At 73.8% G+C, this 18,807-nt stretch carries 14 protein-coding genes; 10 read left to right on the top strand and 4 right to left on the bottom strand.

Translation table 11 applies throughout. From position 1 onward, the window contains the following. Positions 1–109: 109 nt before the first annotated feature. Positions 110–874 carry a hypothetical protein gene (locus ABZV94_RS33260; RefSeq protein ID WP_356347080.1) on the bottom strand — a complete coding sequence of 255 codons (765 nt, stop codon included), beginning with the start codon at positions 872–874 and terminating at the stop codon, positions 110–112. 166 nt (positions 875–1,040) lie between these two features. Further along, positions 1,041–2,714, bottom strand: a complete 1,674-nt coding sequence (locus ABZV94_RS33255; RefSeq protein ID WP_356347077.1) for a PucR family transcriptional regulator ligand-binding domain-containing protein — start codon at positions 2,712–2,714, stop codon at positions 1,041–1,043. Between the two features lie 351 nt (positions 2,715–3,065). Between ABZV94_RS33255 and ABZV94_RS33250 the strand changes: the two genes are divergently transcribed. The 6 genes from ABZV94_RS33250 to ABZV94_RS33225 all read left to right on the top strand — a co-directional run bounded on the left by ABZV94_RS33250 (position 3,066) and on the right by ABZV94_RS33225 (position 10,396). Further along, a complete protein-coding gene (locus ABZV94_RS33250; protein WP_356347075.1) occupies positions 3,066–3,959 on the top strand; it encodes an FAD binding domain-containing protein in 894 nt (297 codons plus the stop codon). Next, positions 3,959–4,534 carry a (2Fe-2S)-binding protein gene (locus ABZV94_RS33245; RefSeq protein ID WP_356347073.1) on the top strand — a complete coding sequence of 192 codons (576 nt, stop codon included), beginning with the start codon at positions 3,959–3,961 and terminating at the stop codon, positions 4,532–4,534. The genes ABZV94_RS33250 and ABZV94_RS33245 overlap by 1 nt, the downstream gene beginning before the upstream one ends. A 2-nt stretch (positions 4,535–4,536) precedes the next feature. Next, complete coding sequence (gene pucD, locus ABZV94_RS33240) at positions 4,537–6,918, top strand: xanthine dehydrogenase subunit D (protein WP_356347070.1); 2,382 nt, start codon at positions 4,537–4,539, stop codon at positions 6,916–6,918. Between the two features lie 152 nt (positions 6,919–7,070). Continuing rightward, complete coding sequence (locus tag ABZV94_RS33235; RefSeq protein WP_356347068.1) at positions 7,071–8,525, top strand: NCS2 family permease; 1,455 nt, start codon at positions 7,071–7,073, stop codon at positions 8,523–8,525. Between the two features lie 37 nt (positions 8,526–8,562). After that, positions 8,563–9,714: an XdhC/CoxI family protein gene (locus tag ABZV94_RS33230; protein ID WP_356347066.1), complete on the top strand. Its 1,152-nt coding sequence runs from the start codon at positions 8,563–8,565 to the stop codon at positions 9,712–9,714. 43 nt (positions 9,715–9,757) lie between these two features. Next, positions 9,758–10,396 carry a LysE family translocator gene (locus ABZV94_RS33225; RefSeq protein WP_356347064.1) on the top strand — a complete coding sequence of 213 codons (639 nt, stop codon included), beginning with the start codon at positions 9,758–9,760 and terminating at the stop codon, positions 10,394–10,396. A gap of 27 nt (positions 10,397–10,423) precedes the next feature. Here ABZV94_RS33225 and ABZV94_RS33220 read toward each other — a convergent pair whose 3' ends face one another. Continuing rightward, positions 10,424–10,864 carry an SRPBCC family protein gene (locus ABZV94_RS33220; protein ID WP_356347062.1) on the bottom strand — a complete coding sequence of 147 codons (441 nt, stop codon included), beginning with the start codon at positions 10,862–10,864 and terminating at the stop codon, positions 10,424–10,426. A 193-nt stretch (positions 10,865–11,057) separates the two neighbouring features. On the opposite strand from ABZV94_RS33220, the gene ABZV94_RS33215 reads away from it, so the two are divergent. Next, positions 11,058–12,071 (top strand): DUF2278 family protein, encoded by a 1,014-nt coding sequence (locus tag ABZV94_RS33215; protein WP_356347085.1) that lies wholly within the window; start codon positions 11,058–11,060, stop codon positions 12,069–12,071. A gap of 12 nt (positions 12,072–12,083) precedes the next feature. Here the strand turns inward: ABZV94_RS33215 and ABZV94_RS33210 are convergent, their stop codons facing one another. Next, positions 12,084–12,851 carry a polysaccharide deacetylase family protein gene (locus tag ABZV94_RS33210; protein WP_356347082.1) on the bottom strand — a complete coding sequence of 256 codons (768 nt, stop codon included), beginning with the start codon at positions 12,849–12,851 and terminating at the stop codon, positions 12,084–12,086. Between the two features lie 179 nt (positions 12,852–13,030). On the opposite strand from ABZV94_RS33210, the gene ABZV94_RS33205 reads away from it, so the two are divergent. The 3 genes from ABZV94_RS33205 to ABZV94_RS33195 all read left to right on the top strand — a co-directional run bounded on the left by ABZV94_RS33205 (position 13,031) and on the right by ABZV94_RS33195 (position 18,656). Further along, the gene (locus ABZV94_RS33205) at positions 13,031–14,722 is read left to right on the top strand and encodes a trypsin-like peptidase domain-containing protein (protein WP_356347060.1); all 1,692 of its coding nucleotides are present in this window, start codon (positions 13,031–13,033) and stop codon (positions 14,720–14,722) included. Then, complete coding sequence (locus tag ABZV94_RS33200) at positions 14,719–16,971, top strand: tetratricopeptide repeat protein (RefSeq protein ID WP_356347057.1); 2,253 nt, start codon at positions 14,719–14,721, stop codon at positions 16,969–16,971. The genes ABZV94_RS33205 and ABZV94_RS33200 overlap by 4 nt, the downstream gene beginning before the upstream one ends. Positions 16,972–17,042: 71 nt before the next feature. Beyond that, complete coding sequence (locus ABZV94_RS33195) at positions 17,043–18,656, top strand: VWA domain-containing protein (RefSeq protein ID WP_356347055.1); 1,614 nt, start codon at positions 17,043–17,045, stop codon at positions 18,654–18,656. Positions 18,657–18,807 lie beyond the last annotated feature (151 nt).

The following is an 18,807-nucleotide window of genomic DNA, read 5'->3' as shown; positions in this document are numbered from 1 at the left end:
CGCAGTTCCCCGCGCCCCTGGGGGGTCGCGGCTGATGCGCCCTGAAGGGGCGCGGGGAACTGCGCGAGCGAGCACCACGGGCCCGCAGACGGCACCGCACCGGCGGTCTCTACGCCGTCGCCGCCCCCGGCGCGGGCCGTGCCAGGTGTTGCGCCAGCCACGTCGGCACCCCACCTAGCAGCCGGAACAGGCGGCGGGCCTCCTCGCGCAGCCGGGACGCCTCCGGTTCCTCCTCCGTGTCGGCCAGCGAGACCAGCGCGGGCGCCGTACCCACCAGATAGCCCAACTCCTCGCGGATGCGGAGGGATTCGGCGAAGCCGTGCCGCGCTTCCGCCAGCTCGCCGTCCTGAAGGGCGAGCCCCGCAAGGTGGCGCCAGGTGAAGGACAGCAGCAGCGCGTCCGCGTCGGCCGCGGCGGCGGCGTGCGCGCGGCGGAACGCGGCGCGGGCCGCCTGCGGCGCACCGGTCAGGTTCTGGGCCACCAGCCCGCGCCGGAAGTCCAGCAGGGCCCGTCCGGAGGCCCCCGGCGGGATCAGCGCCGCCGCCCGCCCCAGCGCGGCCCGCGCCTCGTCGGCCCGGTCGCGCACGCCGAGCAACGTGGCGGCGTACGCCAGGTAGCCCCGCTCGCACGCGGCGGCCCCCCGCTCGTCGTCGCTGTGCGCGACCGCCTCCGCCGTCCGCAGCGCGTCCTCCGCCTCCTCCCAGCCCCGCTCGGTGTACAGGCACCGCTCGGCCAGCAGGGCGGCCCGCTGCAACGCCGGGGCGGGGCGGTCGGCGGGCAGCAGGGCCGCCGCGTCGGCCCAGCAGGCCCGGCTGCGCAACCGCCATACCGCGGTCTGGAGCGGATCGTCACCGGTGGTTCCGTTACCAGACATGGCGGTATGCGCCACGTTGCCCTCCCCGAGCACGCCATCGAGCTGTTGAGTGGTGGCGGCATTCCAGCACCAATCGCGGGGCCCGGCCAAGAGGGTGGGTGAAAGATTTCACAAAGTAGTGGGGCGCGGGCGTGACCTGTTCCGGCCGCCCACGCCCCGGCTGACCTCAGCTCATGCGCAGGGCCAGGAAGAAGTCCAGCTTGTCCTCCAGGCGGGAAAGGTCCCGTCCCGTCAACTGCTCGATCCGGCCGACCCGGTAGCGCAGCGTGTTGACGTGCAGGTGGAGGCGGGTGGCGCAGCGTGTCCAGGAGCCGTCGGAATCGAGGAACGCCTCCAGCGTCGGGATCAGCTCGGCCCGGTGCCGGCGGTCGTAGTCCTTCAGCGGGTCCAGCAGGCGGGCGGTGAAGGCGCGTCGGACGTCGTCAGGGACGAACGGGAGCAGCAGGACGTGCGACGCCAGCTCCTGGTGGCCGGCCGCGCAGACCCGGCCGGAGCGGGCGGCGGCGACCCGGCGGGCGTGCCGGGCCTCCTCCAGGGCGCCGCGCAGGCCCTCCGCCGAGTGCACGGCCGCGCTGACCCCGAGGGTGAGCCGGCCGTCGTCGTCCAGGCCCGCCGACAGCGGCTCGCGCACCGACCGCAGCAGGGCGTCGGCGAGCAGGCCGGTCTCCGAGCCGTCGTGCTCGGAGGCGACCGCGGGCAGCGGGACCAGGGCGACGGCCTCGTCGCCGGTGTGCGCGACCGCGATGCGGTCCGAGGGCTCGGGGCCCGTCGCCAGCGGGTCGACCAGCACCTCCTCCAGCAGGGACTGGGCGACCGGGCCGCCCTCGACCTCGCCGTCCTCCCACTCCACCCGGGCCACCACGACCTGCCAGTGCGGGGCCGCCCCGAGCCCGGGCAGCAGCACCGGGGCCGCCACCCTGAGGCGGGCGGCGATCTCGGCGGGCGCGGCGCCCGTCTGCACCAGCTCCAGCACCTCCTGGGCGAGCCGGCGGCGGACCGTGCGGGCCGCGTCCCGGCGGTCCCGCTCGACGGCGATCAGCTGGGTGACGCCGTGGAGCAGGTCCAGGCGCTCGCCGGGCCAGTCGCCGGCGTCCGCCTCCACGGCCAGCAGCCAGTCCGACAGGACCGTCTCGCGGACATCCCGGGCGGCCTGCGGGGAGCGGCCGGAGGAGCGGACCGGGAAGAGGGAGTACGTGGTGCCGTGCAGCTGGACGCGGTGCGGGCCGCGGCGGCCGGTGCGGGTGGCCGCCAGGTGCTCGGCGGCGAGCCGGGCGCAGGTGTCGGCGGGCAGCGCCGGGCCCGCCACCTTGGAGCCGGCGATCATCCGGCCGGTGGGGGAGAGCACCCAGGCGCGCAGGTCCAGGTCCGAGCCGAGCAGGTCCAGGACGACGTCGGGGCCGCCGCCGGCCGGGCCCGAGGTCATCATGCGGCGGTGCCGGTCCACGACGGCCGCCAGGTCCCCGGCGCGCTCGCCCGAGACCTGCCGGACCACGTGCTCGGTGATCGTCGCGAACGCCACCGACTCGTGCACCGCGAACAGCGGCAGCCGGTGCTTCGCGCAGGCCAGCACCAGGTCGTCCGGCACATCGCCCAGCTCGGCCTCGCCGGCCGCGAGGGCGGCCACCCCGGCCTGCACCAGGATGCGGACGAAGGGCTCGGAGTCGGCGGCGTTCCGGCGCCAGGCCAGGCCGGTGAGCACCAGCTCGCCGCCGGAGAGGTAGCGGCTCGGGTCGCGCAGGTCGGTGGTCATGACCCCGCGCACCGCGCGGTCCAGCTCGTCCTCGCCGCCGAGCAGCCGCAGGCCCAGCGCGTCGGTGTCCAGCAGTGCGCGCAGCCGCATCTCGTCGCCGCCGTTCTTTGTCTCGAAACCTACGTCGGATCGTGGAGGAGCGCCGGGAAGCGGGCCGTTGAGGGGCCGCACCGGCCGCAATCCGGGGTCGCTGTGCCGTTACCCGCGTTTCCTCAGGAAATCGGAGAGGTTAGCGATGACCTCCGTTCATACGAATCTACAAGATGCTCGCCCTGGCCAGCGAACTCCTTCATGGTTTCGGTGACTGACCCCGTCGGAGCACAGGGCGGTGTACTGAGTCCACTCCGCGTGAACAGCACATGAACGAGCCGGGCCCGCCGCACACGGATTGGCTCAATCTGCACTGCTTCAAGAGCCCTGAGACGAAGAAGAGAGCCGGTCATGGACTTCCTTCGCCCCGCCAGCTGGGAGGAGGCGCTCGCCGCGAAGGCCGAGCACCCCACCGCTGTGCCGATTGCGGGTGGCACCGATGTGATGGTCGAGATCAACTTCGACCACCGCCGGCCCGAGTACCTCCTCGACCTGAACCGCGTCGGCGACCTCTACGAGTGGGAGGCCGGCGAGGACACCGTACGGCTGGGTGCCTCCGTCCCGTACACCGCGATCATGGAGAATCTCCGTGCCGAGCTGCCGGGCCTCGCGCTCGCCTCGCACACGGTCGCCTCCCCGCAGATCCGCAACCGCGGCGGCGTCGGCGGCAACCTCGGCACGGCCTCGCCCGCCGGCGACGCCCACCCCGCCCTCCTCGTGGCCGGCGCCGAGGTCGAGGTGGCGTCGGCGGCCCGGGGCACCCGCCTCATCCCGATCGACGCGTTCTACACGGGCGTCAAGCGCAACGCGCTCCAGCCCGACGAGCTGATCCGCGCCGTCCACATCAAGAAGGCCGACGGCCCGCAGCAGTACTCGAAGGTCGGCACCCGCAACGCCATGGTCATCGCCGTGTGCGCCTTCGGGCTCGCCCTGCACCCCGAGACCCGGACCGTGCGCACCGGCATCGGCTCCGCGGCGCCCACCCCGGTGCGGGCGAAGGCCGCCGAGGAGTTCCTGAACGCCGCCCTGGAGGAGGGCGGCTTCTGGGACAACGGAAAGATCATCACCCCGTCGGTCGCCAAGCGGTTCGCGGACCTGTGCTCCGCCGCCTGCAACCCGATCGACGACGTCCGGGGCACCGCGAGCTACCGCCGCCACGCGGTCGGCGTGATGGCCCGCCGGACGCTGACCTGGACCTGGGAGTCGTACCGCGGCGCCCGCCGCACCACCGAGGGAGCTGCGTGATGCGCGTCAACTTCACCGTCAACGGACGCCCGCAGGAGGCCGACGACGTCTGGGAGGGCGAGTCCCTGCTGTACGTGCTGCGCGAGCGGCTCGGCCTGCCCGGCTCCAAGAACGCCTGCGAGCAGGGCGAGTGCGGTTCCTGCACCGTGCGCCTGGACGGCGTGCCCGTGTGCTCCTGCCTGGTCGCGGCCGGCCAGGCCGAGGGCCGGGACGTCGTGACCGTCGAGGGGCTGGCCGACCACGCCAGGCAGCGCTCCCGCGGGACGGGCGCCTGCGGTGGCACGAGCCTGGACGAGGCCAAGGGCTGGCAGGCCAAGGGCACCGACTCGCAGACCGGCGAGGGCACCGAACTCTCCCCGGTCCAGCAGGCGTTCATCGACGCCGGCGCCGTCCAGTGCGGCTTCTGCACCCCGGGCCTGCTCGTCGCCGCCGACGAGATGCTGGAGCGCAACCCGAACCCGAGCGACGCCGACATCCGCGAGGCGCTGTCGGGCAACCTGTGCCGCTGCACGGGCTACGAGAAGATCATGGACGCGGTCCGCCTGGCGGCCGCACGGCAGTCCGAGGGGGTCTGAGCATGCCGGCCAACGGTGCACCCACCAAGATCACCCAGGGTTCGCAGACCAAGGGCGGCATCGGGGAGTCGACGCTGCGCCCGGACGGCACCCTCAAGGTCACCGGCGAGTTCGCGTACTCGTCCGACATGTGGCACGAGGACATGCTGTGGGGCCAGATCCTGCGCTCCACCGTCGCGCACGCCGAGATCGTCTCGATCGACACCTCCGAGGCCCTCGCCCTGCCGGGCGTGTACGCCGTCATGACCTACGACGACCTGCCCGCCGAGGTGAGGAACTACGGCCTGGAGATCCAGGACACCCCGGTCCTCGCGCACGGCAGGGTCCGCCACCACGGCGAGCCCGTCGCGATCGTCGCCGCCGACCACCCGGAGACGGCCCGCCGCGCCGCCGCCAAGATCAAGGTGGACTACAGGGAGCTGCCCGTCGTCACCGACGAGGCCTCCGCGACCGCCCCGGACGCGATCCTCCTGCACGAGAACCGCGACGACCACCACGCCGGGCACGTCCCGCACCCGAACATCGTCCACCGCCAGCCGATCGTGCGGGGCAACGTGGAGGCGGCCCGCGCGCGGGCCGACGTGATCGTCGAGGGCGAGTACACCTTCGGCATGCAGGACCAGGCCTTCCTCGGCCCCGAGTCCGGCCTCGCCGTGCCCGAGGAGGACGGCGGCGTCCACCTCTACATCGCCACCCAGTGGCTCCACTCCGACCTGCGCCAGATCGCGCCCGTCCTCGGCCTGCCCGAGGAGAAGGTGCGCATGACCCTGGCCGGTGTGGGCGGCGCGTTCGGCGGCCGCGAGGACCTGTCGATGCAGATCCACGCCTGCCTGCTGGCACTGCGCACCGGCAAGCCCGTGAAGATCGTCTACAACCGGTTCGAGTCCTTCTTCGGGCACGTCCACCGCCACCCGGCCAAGCTCCACTACGAGCACGGGGCCACCCGCGACGGCAAGCTGACCCACATGAAGTGCCGGATCGTCCTGGACGGCGGCGCCTACGCCTCCGCCTCCCCGGCGGTCGTCGGCAACGCCGCCTCGCTGAGCGTCGGGCCGTACGTGATCGACGACGTCGACATCGAGGCCATCGCCCTCTACACCAACAACCCGCCCTGCGGCGCCATGCGCGGATTCGGCGCGGTCCAGGCGTGCTTCGCCTACGAGGCGCAGATGGACAAGCTGGCGAAGAAACTGGGCATGGACCCGGTGGAGTTCCGGCAGCGGAACGCGATGGAGCAGGGGACCATCATGCCGACCGGACAGCCGGTCGACTCCCCGGCCCCGGTCGCCGAACTCCTGCGCCGCGTCAAGGCGATGCCCATGCCGCCGGAGCGCCAGTGGGAGTCCAGCGAGGGCGCCGACGTACGGCAGCTGCCCGGCGGACTGTCCAACACCACGCACGGCGAGGGCGTCGTACGCGGGGTCGGCTACGCGGTCGGCATCAAGAACGTCGGCTTCTCCGAGGGCTTCGACGACTACTCCACCGCGAAGGTGCGCATGGAGGTCGTCGGCGGTGAGCCGGTCGCCACCGTGCACACCGCGATGGCGGAGGTCGGCCAGGGCGGTGTCACCGTCCACGCGCAGATCGCCCGCACCGAGCTGGGCGTCGCACAGGTGACCATCCACCCGGCGGACACCCAGGTGGGCTCGGCCGGTTCGACCTCGGCCTCCCGGCAGACGTACGTCACCGGCGGTGCCGTCAAGAACGCCTGCGAGCTGGTCCGCGAGAAGGTCCTGGAGCTCGGCCGGCGCAAGTTCGGCTCCTACCACCCCGCCTGGGCCACGGCGGAGCTGCTGCTGGAGGGCGGCAAGGTCGTCACCGACGGCGGCGAGGTCCTCGCCGGCCTCGCCGACGTCCTGGAGGACGAGGCCGTGGAGGTCGAGGAGGAGTGGCGGCACCGGCCGACCGAGCCCTTCGACCTGCGCACCGGCCAGGGCAACGGACACGTCCAGTACTCCTTCGCCGCCCACCGCGCGGTCGTCGAGGTCGACACCGAGCTCGGCCTGGTCAAGGTCATCGAACTGGCCTGCGCCCAGGACGTCGGCAAGGCGCTCAACCCCCTCTCTGTCGTCGGCCAGATCCAGGGCGGTACGACGCAGGGCCTGGGCGTGGCCGTGATGGAGGAGATCATCGTGGACCCGAAGACCGCGAAGGTCAGGAACCCCTCCTTCACGGACTACCTGATCCCCACCATCCTCGACACGCCGACCATCCCGGTCGACGTGCTCGAACTCGCCGACGACCACGCCCCGTACGGGCTGCGCGGCATCGGCGAGGCCCCGACCCTGTCGTCCACCCCGGCCGTCCTCGCGGCGATCCGGAACGCGACCGGGCTGGAGCTCGACCGCACGCCGGTGCGGCCCGAGCATCTGACGGGAACGTGATCCCTCGGGGATCCGACCGGTGATCCTCCGGGGGGCCTCGTCCCCCCGGAACCCCCACTGTTCGTCTCGGGCCGTCCCCCGGGTCGTCCAATCCCAAATCCCGTGCCCGCAAGGGCTGCACGGGTGCACCTATGAACCTTGGGAGTTGGCCCATGACCCAGCAGTCAGTGGAGCCCAGGACCACGGCCGAGGACGCAGGCGAAGGCAGCCGCGTCCCGGCCGGTCGGTCCTGGCTCGACCGGTACTTCCACATATCCAGAAGAGGATCCACGGTCGCGCGCGAGGTGCGCGGCGGCATCACCACCTTCATGGCGATGGCCTACATCCTCCTGCTCAACCCCCTGATCCTGTCCGGCAAGGACGCGGCGGGGGACACGCTCGGCCAGAAGGCGCTGATCACCGCGACCGCGTTCGCGGCGGCCTTCACCACGCTGCTGATGGGTCTCGTCGGCAAGGTGCCGCTCGCCCTCGCCGCCGGCCTCTCCGTCTCCGGCGTCCTGTCCTCGCAGGTCGCCCCCGCCATGACCTGGCCGCAGGCCATGGGCATGTGCGTGATGTACGGCGTGGTCATCATGCTGCTGGTCGTCACCGGCCTGCGCGAGATGATCATGAACGCGATCCCGCTGGCGCTCAAGCACGGCATCACCATGGGCATCGGCCTGTTCATCGCCCTCATCGGCCTGTACAAGTCCGGCTTCGTCCACCAGGGCAAGGCGACCCCGCTCACCCTCGGCCCCGCCGGTGAACTCGCCGGCTGGCCGGTGCTGCTCTTCGCCGGCACCCTGCTGCTGATCTTCATGCTCCAGGCCCGGAACGTCCCCGGGGCCATCCTCATCGGCATCGTCTCCGGCACGGCCGTCGCCGCCGTCCTCAACGGGCTCGGCGTCATCGCCCCCGAGGAGTGGGCCAACGGCGCGCCCGAGTTGCACGGCGCGGTGTCGATGCCCGACTTCTCGCTCTTCGGGCACGTCGAGTTCGGCGGCTGGGGCCAGGTCGGTGCGATGACGATCGGCATGATCGTCTTCACCCTGGTGCTCGCCGGCTTCTTCGACGCGATGGCCACCATCATCGGCGTCGGCACCGAGGCGGAACTGGCCGACGACAAGGGCCGGATGCCGGGCCTGTCCAAGGCGCTGTTCATCGACGGCGCCGGCGGCGCGATCGGCGGTGTCGCGGGCGGCTCCGGCCAGACCGTGTTCATCGAGTCGGCGACGGGCGTCGGGGAAGGAGCCCGCACCGGACTCGCCTCCGTCGTCACGGGCCTGTTCTTCGCGGCCTGCCTGTTCTTCACCCCGGTCACCGCGATCGTGCCGCAGGAGGTCGCCTCGGCCGCGCTGGTCGTCATCGGCGCCATGATGCTGATGAACGCCCGGCACGTGGACTGGGCCGACCGCGCGACCGCGATCCCGGTCTTCCTGACCGTCGTCCTGATGCCGTTCACGTACACCATCACCACCGGTGTCGCCGCGGGCGTCATCTCCTACGTCGCCATCAAGGCGGCCCAGGGCAGGGCCCGCGAGGTCGGCGCCTTCATGTGGGGCCTGACCGCCGTCTTCCTGGTCTACTTCGCCCTCCACCCCATCGAGGCCTGGCTGGGCGTGCACTGACCGCCTGATCCCCCAACCCCGTTAAGGAGACCGACAGATGCTGGACATCGCCGAGGAGCTGAACCGGTGGGTCGAGCAGGGCCGTGACTTCGCCGTCGCCACCGTGGTGGCCGTCGGGGGCAGCGCCCCGCGCCAGCCCGGCGCCGCCCTCGCGGTGGACACCGACGGCACGGCGATCGGCTCGGTCTCCGGCGGGTGCGTGGAGGGCGCCGTGTACGAGCTGTGCCGGCAGGCGCTGGAGGACGGCCACACCGTCCTCGAACGCTTCGGCTACAGCGACGAGGATGCCTTCGCCGTCGGCCTGACCTGCGGTGGCGTCATCGACATCCTCGTCACGCCGGTCCGGGCGGACGGTCCCGCCCGGCCGGTGTTCGCGGACGCGCTGGCCGCCGCCGCCCGAGGGGAGGCGGCGGCGGTCGCGCGGATCGCCGAGGGCCCGGCGGAGCTGCGCGGCCGGGCCCTGCTGGTCCGGCCCGACGGGTCCTACGACGGCGGCTTCGGCGCCCACCCCGAGCTGGACCGGACGGTCGCCGCCGAGGCCGGCGCCTTCCTGGACGCGGGCCGCACCGGCACCCTGGAGATCGGCGAACGGGGCTCGCGTTGCGGCGCCCCGCTCACGGTCCTGGTGGAATCCTCCGTCCCCGCACCGCGGATGATCGTCTTCGGCGCGATCGACTTCGCGTCGGCGCTGGTCCGGATCGGCAAGTTCCTGGGCTACCACGTCACCGTGTGCGACGCCCGCCCGGTGTTCGCCACGCGCACCCGCTTCCCCGAGGCCGACGAGATCGTCGTCGAGTGGCCCCACCGGTACCTGGAACGCACCGAGGTCGACGGCCGCACCGCCTTGTGCGTCCTCACCCACGACGCCAAGTTCGACGTACCGCTGCTGGAGCTGGCGCTGCGGCTGCCGGTCGCCTACGTCGGCGCGATGGGCTCCCGCCGGACCCACCTGGACCGCAACGAGCGGCTGCGCGCGGTCGGTGTCGGCGAGCTGGAGCTGGCCCGGCTGCACTCGCCGATCGGCCTGGACCTCGGCGCCCGGACGCCGGAGGAGACGGCGCTGTCCATCGCGGCGGAGATCGTCGCGGGCCGGCGCGGGGGCAGCGGGGTGTCGCTGGCCGGCGCGCACACCCCCATCCACCACGACCCGGCCGCGCGGGCGGAGCGACGGATCGGGTCGGTGGCCTGAAAACGGTTTGCCGACCGCCGTCGCCGCTGTGTTGCATGACGGCATGGTGTCCCCCGACCGGCTGGCGGCCTTCGCCGCCCTCTCCTTCCTGCTCATCATCGTCCCCGGCCCCAGCGTGCTGTTCGTGATCGGACGCGCCCTGGCGCACGGCCGCCGGGCCGCGCTGACCACCGTCGTCGGCAACACGCTCGGCGCGTACGTGCTCGTCGTCGCCGTGGCGTTCGGCATCGGCTCGGTGGTCGAGCGCTCGGTCCTCGTCTTCACCGTCCTGAAGCTCGCCGGCGCCGCGTATCTCGTGCACCTCGGCGTCAAGGCGTGGCGACAGCGCGGCTCGCTGCGGGCCGCGGTCGCGGACGCCGGCCCGGCGCGCGGCGGCCTGCGCACCCTGGGGGAGGGCTTCGCGGTCGGCGTGGCCAACCCCAAGACGATGGTGTTCTTCGCGGCCGTACTGCCCCAGTTCGTGGACCGCGAGCAGGGTCACGTGCCCGCGCAGATGCTCCTGCTCGGACTCGTCTTCAACGCCATCGCGGTGATCTCCGACGCCGTCTGGGGCCTGGCCGCCTCGGCCGCCCGCGACTGGTTCGCCCGCTCACCCCGCCGCCTGTCCGCGGTCGGCGGAACGGGCGGCCTGACGATGATCGGCCTGGGCGTGACGGTGGCCCTGACGGGCCGCAAGGACTGAAGGACCGCGCGGACGCGTCCGCACGGCTCAGGCGCGGCGCAGCAGGTGGTCCGCCGCCCGGCCGAACAGCAGGCGCGAGGCCGACTCCAGCGGACCGTCGAAGGCCCGGGGCAGGAAGCGGACGCTCAGCTCCTCCCGCCACACCACCCCGCTGCGGTCCCCGGGCCCGGGGCGGACCTCGATCTCCGCCCAGCCGAGGATCAGCCGGCCGCGTTTCTCCAGGCGGCACAGGCCGGGCCCGCCGCCGGCCGGCGGGCGCCACACCGTCACCTCCATCACGTCGTCGAAGGTGAGCGGGCCGAGTCCGGACCGGGCCACGAAACGCGTGCCCTCGCGGGTCGGAGGGGGCGTGAGCACCTCGATCCGGGTCAGCGGCACCGCGTCGGCGTGGCGCGGCCAGTCGGTGAGCCGGCGCCAGGCCTCGCCGGCCGGGAGCGGGACCGTACGTTCCAAGGAGAAGGTGGGCACCGCACGATCGTAGGCAAGGAAGGCCCGTCACCTGCGTGTTCACCCGCCGCATCACCCCGTTCGCGTAGCAGGTGTCCGGAAGGAGTCGTATTCTGGAACAGTGGGTGCGCGGGGCGGCGCCACGGGGATCCTGCTCTTGCGCTTCCTGCCACGGGCCGGCCGAACAGCCCGTCGTACGGGGGAGTTGATGGCCATGCCGGTGAAGAACTACGGCGTTCTGATCGCCCGCGTCGTCGAGACACGGCGCGAGGGCGCGCGGGAGACGCCGCACTACCAGATCCACCTCACGGACGACCACGGCACGCACTACCGCGCCGCGGTCAACGTGCTCTCCCAGGAGCACCCCTCCGAACTGCTCTACCTGGTCGCCGACGACTTCCGGCACCCGCTGACCGCCGCGCTGGAGGGCCTGCCCGGCGGCTGGAACACCCTGCCGGCCGGCCCCGGCGGCCCGACCCTCGACTTCGTGCGCGGCAACCTCTTCGACCCGGCCGGGATGCGCACGCTCCCGCCGGACGTCGAGGGCCCGGACAACGACCTAGCCGACCTCCTCGACCACTACGTGCAGCGCGCGGTGGCGGACCCGCAGGCGCGGGCGTACGTCTTCGGCTCCCGCTTCGGCCCCGAACCCGCGGTCAAGGACAAGGTGTTCGGCTTCCTGCCCGGCAACGGCGTGCACGACGTCCACATGAACCAGGGCAACAGCCGCCGCTTCCGGGGCGACGACGGCGTGTGGCAGGACGGCGGACTCCTGCTGCGCTTCCCCGGGCAGTCCCGCTGGGTCGGCATCTTCCTGGCCTTCCAGAGCCAGTCCTGGCACACCGACGACACCACCGGGCACACCCTGGAGCACGTCGACGGCACCCGGCCCGCGACCGGCGCGCAGCCCGTGGTGATCGTGGCCGCGATGGCCAACCCGAAGGGGCCCGCTCCCGAGGCCGAGACCGTGACCCTCCTCAACGCCTCGCCGGACGCTGTCGACCTGACCGGCTGGCGGATCGTCAGCCGTCTCGGCCACGGCTCGCCGGTCCCGGCCACGGCCCCGCTCGCGCCCGGCGACTGCCTCACCGTGCCGCTCACCGCGGAGACCCCGCTCGGCAACGAGGGCGGCGAGATCACGCTCCTCGACGCGGCCGGTCTGAAGGTGCACGGTGTCTCCTACACCGCCGAACAGGCCTCCCGCGAGGGCTGGTCGGTGGTGTTCTGAGCGCCGGGAGCGCTACGGCCGGTACACCGTGCCGGGTTCGGCCCTGCCCGGCGCGAGCAGCTGGGGGACCGTCACGAAGACGTAGCCGCGCGCCTTCAGCGCGTCGATGATGCCGGGCACGGCCGGCACGGTCCCGGGATAGATGTCGTGCAGCAGGATGATCCCGTCCCGGGACGACTGGTCGAGGACCCGCTTGGTGATGAGCGCCGAGTCGTGGGTCAGGTAGTCCTTGGCGGTCACGCTCCACAGCACCTCCGCCAGGCCCAGCTCCTTGCAGATCTCGTGCACGTCGGCGTCGGTGCGGCCCTGCGGCGGGCGCATCAGCGTGGGCTTGTGCCCGGTGAGCCGCTCGATCGCCTGGTTGGGCCGGTTCAGCTCCTCACGTATCTCCTTGTCGGATATCCGGGTGAGGATCTTGTGGTCCCAGGTGTGGCTCGCGACCTCGTGGCCCTCCGCCGCCATCCGCTTGACCAGCTCCGGGTACTTCTCGATGTGCCCCTTGCCGAGCAGGAAGAAGGTGGCCGGCACCTTCTTCTCCTTGAGGATGTCGAGCAGCCGGGCCGAGTTCTCGCTGGGGCCCGCGTCGAAGGTGAGCGCGATGCACTTGGCCTCGCGGCAGTCGACGGTCCCGAACCGGGCCGGTGCCCCGTGTGCCGCCTCGGCGCGGGCGGTGCTCGGGGCGGTCGTGTCGACCTGGGCGCAGCCGGAGAGGGCGAGCGCCAGGCAGGCGGCGGCGGACGCGAGTGCCCGGCCACGCAACCTCCGGCCCGTTCCGCGCATCTTCCTGGGCGCGTCGGTGATCGCGTGCATCGGCGTGGGGATCGTCCCGGTCGTCAGAGGCATGCCCGGACTATACACTGCGTGTATAGCAAGCCTGTTCGCATCCCGGTGTCCGGCTTCCGCAACGACCCCGTGCACACCAGTAGTACCGGGCGGGTACGCGGAGTAACCTCAGGACCATGACGCGCACGGGGGAGCGAGTCGTCGCATCGCGCTTACGGACACCGTCCTGGATCGCGCGCATCGAGACACCGGACGGCCGGGTCCTGGGCGCGGGCGTGCTGCTCGCCCCGGAGCGGGTCCTCACCGCCGCACACGTCGTCCGACCCGACCACCGCTACACCGTCCGCCTCGTCGGCGTCCCCGGCCTGGCCGCCGTGACCGCGACCGTCCGCCCGGACGAACACGTACCCCAGAGCGAGGACGCCTTCGGCGACCGCGGCGGCGACCTGGCCCTGCTGCGCCTGGCCGCGCCGCTGCCCGCCGAGCACACCACCCGGCTCTACCGGCTCGCCGCCCCCCACGGCCCCGTCAGCATGTATGGCTTTCCCCGCGGCGACGACGGCGGACGCTGGCACGGCGCCACCCTGGTCGCCGCGCGCGGCCGGGACAGCCAGGTGCAACTGCGCCCACTCACCCCCGAGGAACTCGCCGACGACGGCTTCAGCGGCGGAGGCGTCGTCGACCACGCCACCGACCAGGTCATCGGCATCGTGCTGAGCGTGGACGAGGGCCCCGGCTCCGCCTTCAGCTACATGAGCCCCACCGAGACCATCCTCAGCCATCTGCCGCAGGTCGCCGCCTGGACCGACGGCGCCGAGGCCGTCGACCCCCGGCTGCGCACCCGCGCCGACGCCGCCGCCGGCCGGCTCGACGTCCCGTTCGCCACCGAACTCGCCACCTGGTACCGCGGCGAGGGCTGGCCGGTGCTCGTCACCGTCGTCCCCGCCCGCGGCGACCGCGCCTGGACCCTGCAACGGGCCGTCACCCTCGCCGACCGCGAGCTGCGCACCCACCGCAACACCAGCGCCGTCAGCCACGACCCGCCCGAGACCGTGCCCCCCGCCGGCGCCCACGACCTCGCCCTGGACGTCACGGGACTGACGGCCGCGCAGGTCATGGACCGGATCGCCGAACGCCTCGGCATCCGCGACGACCCCCGGCCCGAACGGCTCGGCACGCTGCGGCTGCCGCTCGCCGCCGTCATGGTCGCCGTCGACGAGGCCGCCGAACCCGACGCGCTGCTCGGCCTGTTCGACCGGCTCGCCCGGCAGGGCGCACGGCTGCTGCTGGTGTTCCGCGGCCCCGGCGAACGGGCCGAGCAGGCCGCCCGGTTCCTCGTGCACCAGCCGCTGCGCCGGCGCTGGGCCCGTCTGCACACCGAACTCGACCGCATCACCGGCGAGCTGGGGCCCGCGCTCGAGGCCCGCCGGGAGCGCGTCCTGCCCCCGCCCGGTGCCCGGCAGCTGCTCGACCGGGCGGAGTCCGGCGTCCGCCGCAGCCGGATGCTGCGCGCCTGGATCGACGACGCCCCCGACCAGGAGGACGAACCGGCGCGCGCCGAGCTGCTGTTCACCTTGGAGGACGCCGTCGGCCGCCGGCGGCGCCGCCTGGAGAAGGCCGTCGCCCTGCTCGACGCCCGGCTGCGCCGCCGTGAGGAACTCCTCGGCCGCGCCGGCGCCGAGTGGCCGCTGTGCCGGCAGCGGGCCGCCGCGCAGGGCGACCGGGTGGTGGCGGCGTACCGGCTCTACGAACAGGCCGTCTCCCTGCTGCGGCAGACCCCCTGCGACATCGAGCGGGCCGAGGCCGCCGTCGAGCGGTTCGTCGGCTTCTGCTCCGCCATCACACCCGGTGAGGAGGGCGCCTCATGACCTCGTGCATCCGGCCCGGCTGCGCCGGCCGCATCATGGGCACCGGCTACTGCGACACCTGCGGCCACCGGCACGCCGAGCGGCACACCGGACCCCGGGCGGACCGGCCCCCGGCCGGTGCCGACGAGGAGTCCCCCGGCCCGGCGGCCGTGCACGCCGTCGCCGGGTTCGGCGAACTCGACCAGCACGGACTGGTCGTCCTGCCCGAGGTCCCCGAGCCCGACGACGTGCTCGTGGCCGATCCCCGCCCGCCCACCGGGGGACGCCGCTGCGGCGCGAACGGCTGCACCATGACCATCGGCATCGGCTACGGCGGTCAGCCCGGCCGCCCCACCGGCCACTGCCCCCGCTGCGGCACGCCCTACGACCTCCTGCCCCAGCTCGCCGAGGGCGATGTCGTCGCCGACCAGTACAGGGTCCTCGGGTGCCTCGCCCACGGCGGCCTCGGCTGGGTGTACCTCGCCGAGGACACCCGCGCCGACGGCCACCGGGTCGTCCTCAAGGGCCAGATCAACCAGCACGACGACCTCGCCCGCCGCGCCGCCGTGGAGGAGCGCCGTTCCCTCACCGACCTGCACCACCCCGACATCGTCCGCATCATCACGTACGCCGAACACCGGGCCCCCGGCCGTGCGCCCACCGGCTACCTGGTCATGGACTACATCGGCGGGCGCTCGCTCCAGCAGCTCCTCGACGCCGACGACGTCCACGGCCGCCCCCGGCTCGACCACGTCCTCACCTACGGCTGCAAGATCCTCGGCGCGCTCCAGTACATGCACGAACGGGGCCTGCTCTACTGCGACATGAAGCCCGCCAACGTCATCCACTTCGGCCGGGCGATCAAGGTCATCGACCTCGGCGCCGTGCGCGCCATCGGCGACCGCACCTCCGCCTACATCTACACGGAGACCTTCGCACCGCTCAAGGAGGAGATCGACCGGCGCGGCTGGCACGTCGACAGCGACCTCTACACCGTCGGCATGACCCTCCAGGCCCTGGCCCGCCGCACCGAGGCCGCCCGTGGCCTCGCCCCGGACTCCTTCCGCCGCCTCGTCGCCCGCGCCACCGACCCCGAACCCCGGGCCAGGTTCCGCTCGGCCGCCGAGATGTCCCGGCAGCTGTGGGAGGTGCTCCGCGAGTTCCGTTCGCTCCAGTTCGGCGAGCAACTGCCGGAGAGCTCCACCCGGTTCCGCGCGTCCGGCGCCAGCCTGGACGCCGGACTCGGCGCCATCCCCGCCCTGGACCACTGGACCGCCCGCCCCGGCGCGGAGCCCGCCGGCCTCGGCGTCTCCCCGCCCGCCGCTGCCGAGGTGGCCGGCGCCCTGCCCGAGCCGGTCCCCGACCCGGAGGACGGCGCCGCCCTGCTCCTGGACTCCTTCCCGCCCGACGCCCCCGACCGGGTCGCCGTGCAGTGGGCCCGCGAATCCCGCCTCGGCACCCCCGAGACCGCGCTGTGGCTGTGCCGCGCCTACCTCAGGAAGGGCGAGCTGGGCGCGGCACAGGACTGGCTCACCGAGGCCGAGACCCAGCTCGGCGAGCGCGCCGCACACGACTGGCGCATCGCCTGGCACCACGGCGTACTCCACCTCAGCAAGGACGAGGTGGAGCCGGCCGGCGCCCGTTTCGACGCCGTCTACGGGGCCCTGCCCGGCGAGTACGTGCCCAAGCTCGCCCTCGGCTACTGCGCCGAACGTACCGGCACCCGGCCCGCGGGCCGCGGGCGCCCCACGCCGGCCATGCGGTACTACGAGGCCGTCTGGAAGCGGGACTCCGCCCACACCGCCGCCGCGTTCGGGCTGGCCCGCGGCCGTCTCGCCTCAGGCGACCGGGACGCCGCCGTGCACGTCCTCGACGAGGTCCCCGCCACCTCCCGGCACTACGACGCCGCCCGCACAGCGGCCGTCCGCATCCGCGCCGGCGTCCTGCACGGCAGCCCGCCCACCCCGGCCGACCTGCGGGACGCGGCCCGGCGGCTGCCCGAACTGCGCCTGGACGGCGGAGCCGAGAACGGCGAGTCCCGGGCCAGGCTGGTCGCCGAGGTCCGCGAGAACGCCCTGTACGGCCGGCCGGCCGGGGGCTGGGGACCGGACTTCCCCGCCGGGGACCTCCTCGGTCCCGGGGACGAGGACGGCCTGCGCACCCGGCTGGAGCACTCCTTCCGGCAACTGGCCGCCCAGGCGCGCACCGCCGGCGAACACGGCCGGCTGCTCGACCTGGCCCACGCGGTGCGGCCCATGACCACGTTCTGACCCCGTACCGCCCTCCGGGAGACCGGACCCGGAGGAGACGACCTTTCTGGACCGCTTGGGAAGAGGCAGCGATGACCGTGGCCGAGGAGACCGAGGTGACGCTCGCGGTCGGCCAGCAGAAGGACCTGCCGGTCGCGCCGGACCCCGCCGGACGGCACACCGACCCGGAGATGCACGCCATCCTGGAGATCGGGGTCAGGAGCCAGGACCGCCCGGGACACCCCGGCGCGCCCGTCCCCGGCACCGGGCCCGCACTCGCCGAAGTGCTGATCGTCGACACCTCCCGCTCGATGCTCCATCCCGCCGACAAACTGCACGCGGCCAAGGACGCCACCGTCGCGGCGGTCCGGATGCTGCCCGACGGCACCGCCTTCGCCGTGCTCTCCGGACGGTTCGACGCCACCCTCGTCCACCCCGGAGCCGGCAGCGCGGTGCTCGCCGTCGCGGGTCCCGGCGAACGCGAGGCCGCCGAACGCGCCGTGCGGATCCTGGACGCGGACGGCGGCACCGCCATCGGCACCTGGCTCGACCTGGCCCGGTGGCTGCTCAAGGACCACCCCGCCCCGGTGAAACACGTCCTGCTGCTCACCGACGGGCGCAACGAGCACGACCACCGGGCCCCCATGTCCCTGGACACCGCGCTCGACGCCTGCGAGGGCCGGTTCGTCTGCGACGCCTGGGGCATCGGCGACGACTGGGACGCCGAACTGCTGCTGCGCATCACCCGGCGGCTGCACGGCCGCGCCCGGGCCGTCCGCGCCGAATCCGAACTGACCGCCGCCTACGAGGAGTTGGTGGCCGGACTGCTCGGCACGGCGGTACCCGAGCTGCGCATCCGGCTCACCCCCACCCCCGGGACGGTGATCCGCCAGGTCAAGCAGGTGGTGCCGAGCGAACAGGAACTGCCGCCCCTGCCGGCCGGCTCCGGCGGGCGCGGCGCGGAGTACGTCACCCGCGCCTGGGGCGACGAGGTACGGCACTTCCAGGTCGTCCTGACCGCCGACCCGGCCGGCCGCGAGAGAGGCGAGGACCTCCAGCTCGCCGCCGTCGAGATCGTCGTACCCGACTTCGGCCGGCCGGTACGGCTGCCCGCGCCGCAGCCCGTCCTGGTGCGCTGGACGGACAACCCGCTGGACGCCTCCCGGCAGCACCCCGGCGTCCGCCGGCACGAGCTGTACCAGCAGGCGGGCGCCGCCGTCGCCGGCGCCTACCGGGCCTGGCTGCGCGGCCTGGACGGCCGTGACACCGCGGACCGCGAACTGGCCCGCGCGCTCGCGCTGGCCGCCGAACTGGGCGACGCCCAACTGCTCGGCGCGCTCCGGCTGATCGAGTCCGCACCGGGCACCGGCCGGGTCCGGACCGGACTGAAGGACGTCGACTGGCAGCACCTGATCCTCTCCAGCGCTCTGACGACGCCACCGGAACGGCCGGCGGCCACACCGCCACCGCCGTCCCCGGCGGGCGCGGCGGAGGGGCGTGCCGGGGCGCGGAGCGCCGACGCCGCCGCGACCCCGCCGGACCCGCCCGCCCCAGACGGAGCCGGTCCGTCCGGATCGGCCGATCCGCCCCTGCCCGTCCGTCCCGACGGACTCATCGAGTGCCCCGGCTGCAAGTGGCTCGGTCCGGCCGACTCCGTCTACTGCGGCGGCACCTGCGGCCGGCTGCTGAGAGGGGCGCCCGCGTGACCGCCGGCAGAGGGACGGCACCCGGCACCGGGACCGGCGCGCGGCCGGCGGTCCCGTCCGCCCCACGCCCCTCACGGTCCCGCCCCGCCCCGGGACTCGCTCCTCCTGTCCCTGGGCGAGTCGATCCGCGGCCGTCGCGAGCACGAGCACC

Source organism: Streptomyces sp. NPDC004658, from assembly GCF_040609555.1.
In the GTDB taxonomy this organism is placed as follows: Bacteria; Actinomycetota; Actinomycetes; order Streptomycetales; family Streptomycetaceae; genus Streptomyces.
The sequence above is the reverse complement of the archived record's forward strand: the minus strand, read 5'-3'. Positions and strand labels throughout refer to the sequence as shown.